This window comes from Psychrobacillus sp. FSL H8-0510 (assembly GCF_038008345.1).
GTDB classification, from domain to species: Bacteria; Bacillota; Bacilli; order Bacillales_A; family Planococcaceae; genus Psychrobacillus; species Psychrobacillus psychrotolerans.
Map to the genome: position 1 here is coordinate 18,671 of NZ_JBBOYZ010000001.1, position 12,482 is coordinate 31,152.

The window sequence follows — 12,482 nt, forward strand, 5'->3', positions numbered from 1 at the left end:
AGCACCGTAGCTCATCAAGAGTTACGGTGCTTTTTAATTTCTAGTGCTTTCATCAGTTGATGAATAGAAGAAGCAACTTGTTCCATTTTTAGGCCACCAAAACCTAGTACAAGCTTTGGAAAAGTTTGCTCATCTAAATTCGATGAAATGTAATCCTGAAGACCATAAATCCGAATGTCCGCTTGCTCAGCAAGTTTCACTAGTTCTGTCTCTGTTTTAGTTGTACGAATGGTCAGTAAAATATGCATTCCCGCCTGTTCTCCAGAAATACTAACCGTGGGATGGTATTGTAAAATAGTTTTTGTAATAATTTCTAACTTACGTTTATAAATTTTTCTCATTCTATTTAAATGTTTTGCGAAGTAACCATCTTCCATAAAGTTTGCTAGTATATGCTGATCCATTCGAGGAACTGTAGCTGCATAATAAGAAAATCTTTGTTTATATTGTAAGATTAGAGACTTTGGTAGAACTGCATAGGCTATTCGCAAAGAAGGCATTAGTGACTTAGAAAATGTACTCAAATAGATGACCCGTTCATTTTGATCTATACCTTGTAGGGAGGGAATAGGCTTACCCGTGTATCTAAACTCGCTATCGTAATCATCTTCAATAATGTATCTATTATCCTGCTGATATGCCCACGCTAGTAACTGGTTGCGGCGGGTTGCAGACAATACTGCTCCTGTCGGAAACTGGTGAGAGGGAGTCACATACATCACATTTGCAAAAGATTGCTCTAGTTTAGAAACTATGACCCCATCATTATCTACTGCTATAGGTACAGACATCCTACTATCATTAAAAAATAAGTGATGTGTAAGTGGATACCCAGGGTTTTCAAATCCATACACTGCCTTTTCACCAAGCAAATGAATAATGAGCGGCATAATTTGTTCAGTACCTGAGCCTAGAATAATTTGTTCAGGTGTACTCTTTACTCCCCTAGATTGGAATAAGTAAGAAGAAATTTGCTGTCTTAATAAATAATCTCCTTGGGGATGACCTAACTGTAGTAACTCCCCATTTTCTTCATTTACAATGTCCTTCGCATATCTTCTCCAAGTCTTAAAAGGAAAAGAGTCTGTATCAATTTTACCTGTAGAAAGATCGACCGAAAAGGAAGGTGTATCTGTCGATTCCGGCACGATAGAAGCAATACCTTGTTCAATGATCGCTAATTCTTCTAAATTTTGAACAAAGTATCCACGTCGAGGTTCAGATACTATAAACCCTTCAGCAACTAACTGGCTATAGGCAAACTCAATCGTTGTCTGACTGACTGCTAAATATTCGGCAAGCTTTCTTTTAGAGGGAAGCTTAATACCTTCTTCAATTGTTCCGTTTATTATGGCTTTCTTTATGGATTGATATAATTGTTCATATAGTGGGGTTTTTGAATTATGTATTAACTGAAACATTAGGAAATCCATTATTTCTCCCATCTGACCACTTCTTTTGATTTATTTTAGATACTTATAGTATGGTCATATTTCATTATACTAAATTTAATAAAAATAATGGAGCACTTGCATAAACAATTGGAAATCCTTTCACAAACTCTCGTCATGTAGGAAGGCAATGTTATATTGTAGAGAAGATATAGGAAAGTCTTGCAAAAGAAGTTCACGTATAGTAAAGTATGAGTAATTTCATGAATCAAAAACGATGATAGGAAGCAGTAACAAGCTCGTTTTTTATAGAGAGTCAGCGGTTGGTGAAAGCTGATATAAACACTTGTGAATCCGTCCTTTGAGTTGTGCGGCTGAATGATTAGTAGGTCGTGCCGGTTGAAAAGCCGTTAGAGTACAAGTAAGTGGATTCTGTCTATGACAGGATCAATCAGGGTGGCAACGCGGGTATGCTCTCGTCCCTTTTTCATGGGATGGGGGCTTTTTTGTGTTTTCAAAATTTTAAGGAGGAATATTATATGTTGGATGTAAAATTTGTACGTGATAATTATGAAACAGTTAAAGCAAAACTTGCTAAGCGTGGGGAAGATATTTCAGAATTTGATCAATTCCAACCTTTAGATCAAAAGCGTCGTGAATTGATTGCGAAAACAGAAGTGTTAAAGGCTGAAAGAAACGAGTTTTCTCAAAAAATATCTCTGATGAAACGAAACAAAGAAAATGCGGATGAACTTATCGCACGTATGCGTGAAGTAGGCGATGCAATCAAATCATTAGACGATGAGCTACGGGATGTAGAAGAAAAATTTGAACATATGATGATGCGAATCCCGAATATTCCGCATGATAGTGTACCGATTGGTGATTCGGAAGATGATAACGTAGAAATACTTAAATGGGGAGAAGTTCCGTCATTTGATTTTGAAACGAAAGCACATTGGGATATTGCGACAGATTTAAAATTAGTAGATTTTGAACGAGCGGCAAAAGTAACAGGAAGTCGTTTTGCATTTTATCGTGGACTAGGAGCAAGACTGGAACGTGGATTATTAAACTTCATGATGGACCTACATGCTGAAGAGCATGGCTATGAAGAAATGCTTCCTCCTTATTTAGCAAATCGTGCAAGTCTTACAGGCACTGGGCAACTTCCAAAGTTTGAAGAGGATGCTTTCCTAATTGGAGAAGAGGATTATTTCTTAATACCAACGGCAGAAGTACCTGTAACAAATTTTTATAGAGACGAAATATTAGATGGAGCGGAACTTCCACAAGCGTTCACTGCTTATAGTGCTTGTTTCCGTTCTGAAGCTGGATCAGCAGGTCGCGATACTCGTGGGTTAATACGTCAACATCAATTTAACAAAGTCGAGTTAGTTCGTTTTGTAAAGCCAGAGGACTCTTATGAGCAGTTAGAACTTTTAACTGGACATGCAGAAAAAGTATTACAATTGTTAGGTCTGCCATATCGTAAACTTCATATGTGTACAGCAGATCTAGGCTTTACAGCTGCAAAGAAATACGATTTAGAGGTTTGGCTACCAAGCTATGGTGAATACAAAGAAATTTCTTCATGTAGTAACTTTGAAGATTTCCAAGCTAGACGTGCAGGAATTCGTTTTCGTCGTGAAGCTGGAGGAAAACCTGAGTATGTGCATACTTTAAATGGCAGTGGATTAGCACTGGGACGAACAGTAGCGGCTATATTAGAAAATTACCAACAAGCGGATGGAACAGTTATAGTTCCAGAAGTTCTTGTTCCATATATGGGTGGAAAAACTGTTATTAAATAAAAAAAGAACCAGATTCGCTATAAACCGCGTTTCTGGTTCTTTTTTTGTTCACGAAGGTTACGGAAAAATTGAGTGAGTATACTGCCGCATTCTTCTGCTAAAATGCCTTCTGTGACGTCACAGCAATGGTTAAATCTATCGTCATTTAATAGTCTGTACAGGGAATCTACACAGCCGGCTTTGGTATCTCTTGCTCCGTAAACTACTCTAGGAATTCGTGACTGTAAAATTGCTCCTGCACACATAGGGCAAGGCTCCAAGGTAACATATAAAGTTGTTTCTTCTAATCTCCAATTATTAAGTGCTGCACAGGCCTCTTGAATAGCGAGCAGTTCTGCATGGGTTGTGGCATTTAGGCTTGTTTCTCTTAAGTTGTAAGCCGATGCAATAACTTGATCATTATGTACTATTACAGCACCTATAGGAACTTCTCCAATGGCTGCTGCCTTCTTTGCTTCTTCTATGGCTAAATTCATATAATATTCATCCATTTTTCATCGACTCCTTCTTCTTAGTTTAGCATGTTTTTTTGAGAACTTGCATACTCTAAGATGAAGGAGTGATGCATTGATCCATATAGTTAAACAAGGAGATAGTTTATATGCAATCGCCAAACGGTTCGGAACAACAGTGGAAAGTATTGTCTCTATAAATGAAATTCCTGACCCTGATGTATTAGTAATAGGCCAGGCGCTGGTACTACCATCAACTCCAAGTCCAAACAGACCTACCATTGAAACAAATTTGTATGTTGAATGGTATACAGAAGTACCTGCGGAACGTGTGCTAGAGCAAGTAGAGAAGGTAGCCTCCAATTTAACGTATATGATGCCTTTTTCGTATGAAGTACTACGAGACGGCTCATTGACGGAGATGAATTGGGGGACGTTAAGTGAAATTGCTAAAGAGCAACAGGTAGAAACAGTGATTGTGATAGCGAATATTGAAGATTATGGGTTTAATGCTTCTCTAGCTCATACCATTTTCACCGATGAAGCAGTGAAGACCAATTTGTTTAAACAAGCAGTAGCAGAGGCTGAAAAAAGAGGAACGAAGCATATTCATATAGATTTTGAATATATGGAAGCGACGGATAGAGAAAACTACGTGAACTTTATAAAGGAATTTAAAGAATTTGCTAAAGGATATGTTATATCCGTAACACTTCCGCCTAAGACTAGTGCCGATCAACCAGGAAGATGGTATGAAGCTTTTGACTATAAGGCAATAGGAGAAGTAGCAGATTTTGTTGTTATTATGACTTATGAATGGGGATATAGTGGTGGGCCACCGATGGCTGTCTCTCCAATTGGACCAGTTCGTAGAGTATTGGAATATGCAAAGACAGAAATACTGCCAAGTAAAATTATGATGGGGCAAAATTTGTATGGATATGATTGGACATTACCTTATAAGGTAGGAAACCCAAATGCTAGAGCATTAAGTCCACAACAGGCTATTCAACTAGCAAAGGATCGAAATGCCGCAATCGAGTACGATCAAAATGCACAGGCTCCTTTCTTTCACTATTGGCAGAATGGTATCGAACATGAGGTTTGGTTTGAAGATGCACGTTCTATTCAAGCTAAATTCAAACTTTTAATAGAACTGCAGCTGCTAGGAATAGCATATTGGCATAGTGGATTTGACTTTCCACAAAATTGGTACTTACTTCATGAAATGTTCCAAGTGAAGAAAAAATAGAGCAAATTAGCCTTTCCTTGGAAAGGTGGATTTGCTCTATTTTTCGTTTTCAGCGTGTGCTAAAATAGATGATACGACTTGAAATCTTAGAGTGAGGTTAAAACTTATGTCCATTCCATTTATAACAGTAGAAGGTCCAATAGGGGTTGGGAAGACTTCCCTGGCGAAAGCTATTTCGGCCAAATATCAATTTGCATTACTGAAAGAAATTGTGGATGAGAATCCTTTTTTAAACAAGTTTTACGAGGATATAGCAGAGTGGAGTTTCCAAACAGAGATGTTTTTTCTGTGTAATCGTTATAAACAATTAAGTGATATAGAGAAAAAATATTTATCAAAAGAAAATCCAGTTGTGGCTGATTATCATATTTTCAAAAATCTAATTTTCGCGAAACGTACATTGAGTGAAGTAGAATATGAAAAGTATGAATCAATATATCAAATCCTAACAAAGGATATGCCTGTTCCTAATATGGTCATATATATAGATGCAAGTATAGATGTACTTCTTAGTCGAATTGATATGCGAGGAAGGGATTTCGAGAAAAAAATTAGCCCTGACTACTTAGAGCAGCTCTCAGCAGATTATCGAATGTTTATCGATGACTTCGAACAAAAGCATCCTGAAGTACCAGTTCTTCGAATAAGCGGAAACGAGATAGATTTTGTTCAAAATGGTAAGGACCTACAAATAATACTAGAAAAAGTAGATGCAACATTGCATAAAAGGAGTTATTAATAATGAGTTTAAGAGAGAAATATGGCATCCCTTCAAATGCAGTCATTACAATTGCAGGAACTGTTGGAGTGGGTAAATCAACAATGACTAAAGCATTAGCAGAAGCATTACATTTTAAAACGTCTTTTGAAAAAGTAGATACCAACCCTTATTTAGATCGTTTTTACGAAGACTTTTCTAAGTGGAGCTTTCATTTACAAATCTACTTCCTAGCTGAACGTTTTAAAGAGCAAAAAAGAATGTTTGAGTATGGCGGTGGCTTTATACAAGACCGTTCTATTTATGAAGATACTGGTATATTTGCACAAATGCATAAAGAAAAAGGTACGATGGATCCTGTAGATCATGAAACCTATACGAGCTTGTTTGAAGCTATGGTAATGACTCCATATTTCCCACATCCAAACTTACTAATATATTTAGAAGGATCAATGGATGACATTATCGATCGAATTCACGATAGAGGTCGCCCAATGGAGCAGCAAACCCCTATCTCTTACTGGGAAGAAATGCATGGACGCTATGAGCGATGGATTGATGCATTCAATGGTTGTCCAGTACTTCGTTTGAATATTAATGATTATGATATTATGACAAACCCGAATGACGTAGAAACAATTTTAGAACGCGTTGGTCAATTCATGGAACAAACTGCTATTATTCGTAAATAAATAAAATCCTCCTGTGATTATTTACAGGAGGATTTTTATATAAGTAAGTTATTTTGGCATAAAAAAAGAAGCTAACGGATATCGCTACCTTCTTAATATTCTGAACACAATGTTTTAAGAAAAATTCGTTACCTATGTAACGAATTCAATCTCAAATTTATGCGTGTGTATATAAAATGGAGGAGGAAGAGGGATTCGAACCCCCGCGCGGTATGACCCGCCTGTCGGTTTTCAAGACCGATCCCTTCAGCCAGACTTGGGTATTCCTCCGAAGTACATCAACTAATTTATCATAGAAGAAAATGAATGTCAACATATTTTTAGTCAAATGAGTGTGAGAAACTATATATGACCATTGTGAAAAGAAACGAGCGAATATTATCTCTATTTTTTAAAAAATCTTTATGTTATTACTATAAAATAGTAAATGTATATAAATTTACTTGTGCTTTATCATTGATTTTTGTCTATAAAAAAAGTATACTTGTAAATGCCGTGCTAGGTGGGAAGGTAGCGGTGTCTTGTAACTCGCAATCCGCTCTAGCGAGACTGAACTCCTTCTCTGAGGTTGAATACATGTAGGGTCTGGTATTTGCACGTGACGTTGACGTTTGGGTCCTGCGCAATGGGTACCCATGAACCATGTCAGGTCCGGAAGGAAGCAGCATTAAGTGGTGTTTTCTCATGTGCCGCGGGGTAGCCTAAACTGAGTTAACGACAAAGGTGCCGCTTATGTGTTTCAATCGAAGGAAGGTGCACGGCATTTAATATTAAACTTCAACTCATTTGTCTAATAGACAGATGAGTTTTTTATTTGGAAAAAAGATTTACTATACATAAATAAGCGAAGTCTAGTTAGCTTTATGGTATAATAGAAACCATTAACAATTAGAAATGAGAAGGAGGGAAATGATTGTCGTATCAAGCTTTTTACCGTGCTTATAGGCCACAATCGTTTGCGGAAATGTCCGGTCAAACTCATATTAAGCAAACTCTTCAAAATGCCCTCCTTTACAACAAAACAACACATGCTTATTTATTTTCTGGTCCTCGAGGTACAGGTAAAACTAGTGCAGCGAAAATATTTGCAAAGGCTTTGAATTGTGAAAATGGTCCAGCAAAAGAGCCTTGTAATACATGTGAAACTTGTAAAAGTATAACAGAAGGCTCAAATACAGATGTGATTGAATTTGACGCAGCTTCTAACTCTCGAGTAGAAGAAATGCGTGATATTATCGAAAAAGTACGATTTGCACCTTCTAATGCTAAATATAAAGTGTATATTATCGATGAAGTGCATATGCTTTCCACGAGTGCATTCAATGCATTACTGAAGACACTAGAAGAACCACCAGCCCATGCTGTGTTCATCTTAGCAACAACAGAACCACATAAAATACCATTAACTATTATCTCTAGGTGTCAGCGTTTTGATTTTAAACGAATTACATCCAGTGATATTGTCTCTCGCATGGAAGAGGTATTAACGGATGCAAAAATTGAATACGATGAAGATGTACTGAAAATCATTGCGCAATCAGCCGCCGGCGGTATGCGTGATGCACTTAGTATGCTCGATCAAGTTGTATCCTTTAGTGCTGATAAAATGACCATTGAAGATGCATTACTGGTAACTGGTTCAATCGGGCAGGAAGTCTTTTTTCAATTAGCAGATGCATTGATAGACAAAGATATAGCCAAGGCCTTAGCTTGTATAGAAAAGTTAATCGAAGATGGCAAAGATCCAGTTCGATTAACAGAGGATTTTATAACTTTCTATAGAGACTTACTTGTCCTGCTTGTTGCTCCTGAGCAAACTGAATTACTAGAAATAGCGACAGGAGACTCTATGTTTTTAGAGCTTGCTTCCAAGTTTCAAGTAGATACCTTATACAAAGGCATTTCTATCTTGACAAATACACAACAAGAAATGCGTTTTTCTAATCATGCGAAAGTATATCTAGAAACAGCAATAATTCGATTGGCACACGTACCAAAAGAAGGAACCGTATCAAGTGAGAGTAACTCGGAGTTAGAAACAAAGGTACGAGTACTTGAAACACAATTACAACAACTACAACAGCAATTAAGCCAAGGGATGACATTGCAAGCTACTACTGGAACGCAAGATCAACCAAAGCGTCAAAGACAAAAGTCCTCTGGAGGCGTCAAAGTATCGAGTGGTCGGATATCAGAAATTTTGAAGACCGCCACAAAAACCGATATCCAGGTGATTAAATCTCAGTGGGCAAGTATTTTACAACAATTGCAAAAATCTCATGCTGCTTTATTAAATGATGCAGAGCCTGTAGCAGCATCTTCTAATGCATTTGTGTTAAAATTCAAGTATGATATTCATTGTCAAATGGCCATGGAGAACAAAACATTTTCTACTTCGTTTCCCCAGTTAATTGCTAACTTAACAGGGACTATGTATGAAGTGTTATATGTGCCTGAAGAAAATTGGTTAAAGATTCGAGAAGACTTTATTAAGCAAAACGGTTTAAAACAAAGCACTCCAGAAACTGATGGAAATTCCTCTGAGCCAAATGACTCAATGGAACTATTACAGGCGATGGAACAAGTATCAGAGGATCCGTTGATAGTAGAGGCGGAGAAATTATTCGGAAAAGAATTTGTAGAAGTACAAGATAACTAAGGAGGAAAATTATTATGCGTGGAATGGGAAATATGCAAGGTATGATGAAACAAATGCAAAAAATGCAAAAGAAGATGGAAGAGGCACAAGAAGAACTAGCTACTCAACGTTTTGAAGCAGTAGCCGGTGGTGGCATGGTGAAAGTTATAGTTTCAGGACAAAAGGAAGTACTAGAAGTAGAACTAGATCCAGCAGTAGTAGATCCAGATGATATTGAAATGCTTCAAGATTTAATCGTTATTGCTACAAATGATGCTATTAAAAGAGCAGAAGAAACAGCGAACTCCACAATGGGTCAATTCACGAAAGGGTTGAACCTTCCTGGCATGTTCTAGGAGGAATAATAGATGCATTATCCTGAACCGATATCAAAACTAATTGATAGTTTTATGAAATTGCCGGGAATAGGGCCGAAAACAGCGGCCCGTCTGGCTTTTTTTGTCTTAACCATGAAAGAAGATACTGTTTTAGATTTTGCAAAAGCTTTAGTTGATGCAAAACGAAATTTAAGCTTTTGTTCTGTATGTGGGCATATAACCGATATTGATCCTTGTCATATTTGTCAGGATCAACAAAGAGATGCATCTTTAATCTGTGTGGTTCAAGATACAAAAGATGTAATTGCCTTGGAAAAGATGAGAGATTATAACGGACGATACCACGTACTTCATGGAGCAATTTCACCAATGGATGGAATTGGCCCAGAAGATATCAATGTACCTTCGCTTTTGAAAAGATTGCAAAATACAGAAATCGAAGAACTAATACTAGCTACCAATCCTACTATAGAAGGAGAAGCAACGGCGATGTATATTTCACGTCTTGTTAAACCGTCTGGTATTAAAACAACTAGAATTGCTCATGGATTACCTGTAGGTGGAGATTTAGAGTATGCAGATGAAGTAACTCTCTCTAAAGCTCTAGAAGGTCGCCGAGAGTTGTAGGAGGATGTGTTGGTGTGATGTTTTCTAAAAAAGGGAAAATGAAAAAGGAATTCGATGAGCAATTCATTACACTCATGAAAGAAACAAAGTCAGAGTGGCATCAAGCCCAGTTAATAGAGGATTACTTAAATGACTACGATTTAGATGCAGTTGCTAAAAGGAAAATGGCAGAAAGTATCCACTTCTATCTATATAAAGAAGCAAGGATCCGAAATGTCATCCTCAAATAGAATAACAAGAGCAATAGTTACATATAATGATAGATATGATTTTATGGAGGGTGTAACTCATGAAGTTTGTTATCATTATATGTTCACTATTGCTTTTATCTTTTTTGTTATTTCGTAATTCATTCCCAAAGTTTTTTGAAGGACTATCTATCTTGTTGTTTCGTTTAGGTTTTTCCATACTCTTATTATATGGTGTACATTTATTGGTGGGGTCAATGGGTTATGCAATACCGGTGAATTTGTTTACAGGTACTGTAGCGGCAGTGTTAGGTATACCCGGAATCATCTCTGTTGTAGCGATTTCTATATTAATTTAAAAAAGTTTGCAAAAAGTGTTGACTTTATCATGAGAAGCGAGTAATATTGTAGAAGTCGCCAAGAGGTAATACATTATGGCAGACAACATGAACATTGAAAACTGAACATGCAAAACGTTAAGAAACATAGCTTTCAACTAACTTGTTAGGATGATAGCAAAACAATTTTGGACATCATTTAATGATGATGCCAGCAAAACAAAATGAGCTTTTAAACTAGTTCTAATTTGTTCGCTTTCAATGTGCTCTGCATACTGGAAGTAAACTATTATGGAGAGTTTGATCCTGGCTCAGGACGAACGCTGGCGGCATGCCTAATACATGCAAGTCGAGCGAATGACGAAGAAGCTTGCTTCTTCTGATTTAGCGGCGGACGGGTGAGTAACACGTGGGCAACCTGCCCTGTAGATTGGGATAACTCCGGGAAACCGGGGCTAATACCGAATAATCCATTTCCTCACATGGGGAGATGTTAAAAGACGGTTTCGGCTGTCACTACAGGATGGGCCCGCGGCGCATTAGCTAGTTGGTGAGGTAACGGCTCACCAAGGCGACGATGCGTAGCCGACCTGAGAGGGTGATCGGCCACACTGGGACTGAGACACGGCCCAGACTCCTACGGGAGGCAGCAGTAGGGAATCTTCCACAATGGACGAAAGTCTGATGGAGCAATGCCGCGTGAGTGAAGAAGGTTTTCGGATCGTAAAACTCTGTTGTGAGGGAAGAACAAGTACGAGAGTAACTGCTCGTACCTTGACGGTACCTCATTAGAAAGCCACGGCTAACTACGTGCCAGCAGCCGCGGTAATACGTAGGTGGCAAGCGTTGTCCGGAATTATTGGGCGTAAAGCGCGCGCAGGCGGTCCTTTAAGTCTGATGTGAAATCCCACGGCTCAACCGTGGAAGGTCATTGGAAACTGGGGGACTTGAGTACAGAAGAGGAAAGCGGAATTCCAAGTGTAGCGGTGAAATGCGTAGAGATTTGGAGGAACACCAGTGGCGAAGGCGGCTTTCTGGTCTGTAACTGACGCTGAGGCGCGAAAGCGTGGGGAGCAAACAGGATTAGATACCCTGGTAGTCCACGCCGTAAACGATGAGTGCTAAGTGTTAGGGGGTTTCCGCCCCTTAGTGCTGCAGCTAACGCATTAAGCACTCCGCCTGGGGAGTACGGTCGCAAGACTGAAACTCAAAGGAATTGACGGGGGCCCGCACAAGCGGTGGAGCATGTGGTTTAATTCGAAGCAACGCGAAGAACCTTACCAGGTCTTGACATCCCGCTGACCGGCCTAGAGATAGGCTTTTCCCTTCGGGGACAGCGGTGACAGGTGGTGCATGGTTGTCGTCAGCTCGTGTCGTGAGATGTTGGGTTAAGTCCCGCAACGAGCGCAACCCTTGATCTTAGTTGCCAGCATTTAGTTGGGCACTCTAAGGTGACTGCCGGTGATAAACCGGAGGAAGGTGGGGATGACGTCAAATCATCATGCCCCTTATGACCTGGGCTACACACGTGCTACAATGGACGGTACAGAGGGTCGCAACCCCGCGAGGGTGAGCAAATCCCATAAAACCGTTCTCAGTTCGGATTGTAGGCTGCAACTCGCCTACATGAAGCCGGAATCGCTAGTAATCGTGGATCAGCATGCCACGGTGAATACGTTCCCGGGCCTTGTACACACCGCCCGTCACACCACGAGAGTTTGTAACACCCGAAGTCGGTGGGGTAACCCTTACGGGAGCCAGCCGCCGAAGGTGGGACAGATGATTGGGGTGAAGTCGTAACAAGGTAGCCGTATCGGAAGGTGCGGCTGGATCACCTCCTTTCTAAGGATAATATCGGAATACGAATCTTTATTCGTATCTTAACGTTTTGCAGTTCAGTTTTGAATGTTCATTTTATATGAAGATTCAACGCTTGTTCTTTGAAAACTGGATAAAACGACATTGAAACAATAAACAACAAGAAATTCTGTTGTGATTATTTACGTAATCACGACGTGTAAGACTTTTTAACTT

General features: G+C 39.1%; 11 protein-coding genes, 1 tRNA gene, 1 rRNA gene, 1 other RNA gene and 1 other annotated feature. Of the genes, 11 read left to right on the top strand and 3 right to left on the bottom strand.

From position 1 onward, the window contains the following. Window positions 1-14 precede the first annotated feature (14 nt). Entirely contained in the window at window positions 15-1,433 is a 1,419-nt protein-coding gene (gene pdxR / locus MHI40_RS00065) for a MocR-like pyridoxine biosynthesis transcription factor PdxR (RefSeq protein WP_419958828.1), read from the bottom strand. Window positions 1,434-1,659: 226 nt separating this feature from the next. Continuing rightward, window positions 1,660-1,878 (top strand) — a binding site (T-box leader). A 52-nt stretch (window positions 1,879-1,930) separates the two neighbouring features. Here pdxR and serS point away from each other — a divergent pair. Further along, window positions 1,931-3,205 carry a serine--tRNA ligase gene (gene serS / locus MHI40_RS00070; RefSeq protein ID WP_340761063.1) on the top strand — a complete coding sequence of 425 codons (1,275 nt, stop codon included), beginning with the start codon at window positions 1,931-1,933 and terminating at the stop codon, window positions 3,203-3,205. A gap of 17 nt (window positions 3,206-3,222) precedes the next feature. Here serS and tadA read toward each other — a convergent pair whose 3' ends face one another. After that, complete coding sequence (tadA, locus tag MHI40_RS00075) at window positions 3,223-3,696, bottom strand: tRNA adenosine(34) deaminase TadA (RefSeq protein WP_093538733.1); 474 nt, start codon at window positions 3,694-3,696, stop codon at window positions 3,223-3,225. A 76-nt stretch (window positions 3,697-3,772) separates the two neighbouring features. Between tadA and MHI40_RS00080 the strand changes: the two genes are divergently transcribed. The 3 genes from MHI40_RS00080 (at window position 3,773) to MHI40_RS00090 (ending at window position 6,319) form a co-directional block, all read left to right on the top strand. Beyond that, window positions 3,773-4,909, top strand: a complete 1,137-nt coding sequence (locus tag MHI40_RS00080; protein WP_093538734.1) for a glycosyl hydrolase family 18 protein — start codon at window positions 3,773-3,775, stop codon at window positions 4,907-4,909. 106 nt (window positions 4,910-5,015) lie between these two features. Continuing rightward, window positions 5,016-5,648: a deoxynucleoside kinase gene (locus MHI40_RS00085; protein WP_093538735.1), complete on the top strand. Its 633-nt coding sequence runs from the start codon at window positions 5,016-5,018 to the stop codon at window positions 5,646-5,648. 2 nt (window positions 5,649-5,650) lie between these two features. Further along, on the top strand, window positions 5,651-6,319 hold the full coding sequence (locus MHI40_RS00090) for a deoxynucleoside kinase (protein ID WP_093538736.1): 669 nt from the start codon (window positions 5,651-5,653) through the stop codon (window positions 6,317-6,319). A 177-nt stretch (window positions 6,320-6,496) separates the two neighbouring features. Here the strand turns inward: MHI40_RS00090 and MHI40_RS00095 are convergent. Next, window positions 6,497-6,589 (bottom strand) — tRNA-Ser (locus tag MHI40_RS00095). A gap of 223 nt (window positions 6,590-6,812) precedes the next feature. Here MHI40_RS00095 and ffs point away from each other — a divergent pair. The 7 genes from ffs to MHI40_RS00130 all read left to right on the top strand — a co-directional run bounded on the left by ffs (window position 6,813) and on the right by MHI40_RS00130 (window position 12,290). Continuing rightward, an RNA gene (gene ffs, locus MHI40_RS00100) (signal recognition particle sRNA large type) lies at window positions 6,813-7,080 on the top strand. A 152-nt stretch (window positions 7,081-7,232) separates the two neighbouring features. Next, the gene (dnaX, locus tag MHI40_RS00105; RefSeq protein WP_340761064.1) at window positions 7,233-8,978 is read left to right on the top strand and encodes a DNA polymerase III subunit gamma/tau; all 1,746 of its coding nucleotides are present in this window, start codon (window positions 7,233-7,235) and stop codon (window positions 8,976-8,978) included. A gap of 14 nt (window positions 8,979-8,992) precedes the next feature. Next, window positions 8,993-9,313 (top strand): YbaB/EbfC family nucleoid-associated protein, encoded by a 321-nt coding sequence (locus tag MHI40_RS00110; RefSeq protein ID WP_340761065.1) that lies wholly within the window; start codon window positions 8,993-8,995, stop codon window positions 9,311-9,313. A 12-nt stretch (window positions 9,314-9,325) separates the two neighbouring features. Continuing rightward, a complete protein-coding gene (gene recR / locus MHI40_RS00115; RefSeq protein WP_093538739.1) occupies window positions 9,326-9,922 on the top strand; it encodes a recombination mediator RecR in 597 nt (198 codons plus the stop codon). Window positions 9,923-9,939: 17 nt separating this feature from the next. Continuing rightward, window positions 9,940-10,152 carry a YaaL family protein gene (locus MHI40_RS00120; protein ID WP_340764307.1) on the top strand — a complete coding sequence of 71 codons (213 nt, stop codon included), beginning with the start codon at window positions 9,940-9,942 and terminating at the stop codon, window positions 10,150-10,152. Window positions 10,153-10,211: 59 nt separating this feature from the next. Then, a complete protein-coding gene (locus MHI40_RS00125) occupies window positions 10,212-10,469 on the top strand; it encodes a pro-sigmaK processing inhibitor BofA family protein (protein ID WP_093538741.1) in 258 nt (85 codons plus the stop codon). Between the two features lie 267 nt (window positions 10,470-10,736). Further along, window positions 10,737-12,290 (top strand): 16S ribosomal RNA (locus MHI40_RS00130). Window positions 12,291-12,482 lie beyond the last annotated feature (192 nt).

Bases quoted from the DNA above. Each gene is read 5' to 3' on its own strand.
- pdxR (WP_419958828.1), bottom strand. From the start codon at position 1,433: ATGGATTTCCTAATGTTTCAGTTAATACATAATTCAAAAACCCCACTA.
- serS (WP_340761063.1), top strand. From the start codon at position 1,931: ATGTTGGATGTAAAATTTGTACGTGATAATTATGAAACAGTTAAAGCA.
- tadA (WP_093538733.1), bottom strand. From the start codon at position 3,696: ATGGATGAATATTATATGAATTTAGCCATAGAAGAAGCAAAGAAGGCA.
- MHI40_RS00085 (WP_093538735.1), top strand. From the start codon at position 5,016: ATGTCCATTCCATTTATAACAGTAGAAGGTCCAATAGGGGTTGGGAAG.
- MHI40_RS00090 (WP_093538736.1), top strand. From the start codon at position 5,651: ATGAGTTTAAGAGAGAAATATGGCATCCCTTCAAATGCAGTCATTACA.
- MHI40_RS00110 (WP_340761065.1), top strand. From the start codon at position 8,993: ATGCGTGGAATGGGAAATATGCAAGGTATGATGAAACAAATGCAAAAA.
- recR (WP_093538739.1), top strand. From the start codon at position 9,326: ATGCATTATCCTGAACCGATATCAAAACTAATTGATAGTTTTATGAAA.
- MHI40_RS00120 (WP_340764307.1), top strand. From the start codon at position 9,940: ATGTTTTCTAAAAAAGGGAAAATGAAAAAGGAATTCGATGAGCAATTC.
- MHI40_RS00125 (WP_093538741.1), top strand. From the start codon at position 10,212: ATGAAGTTTGTTATCATTATATGTTCACTATTGCTTTTATCTTTTTTG.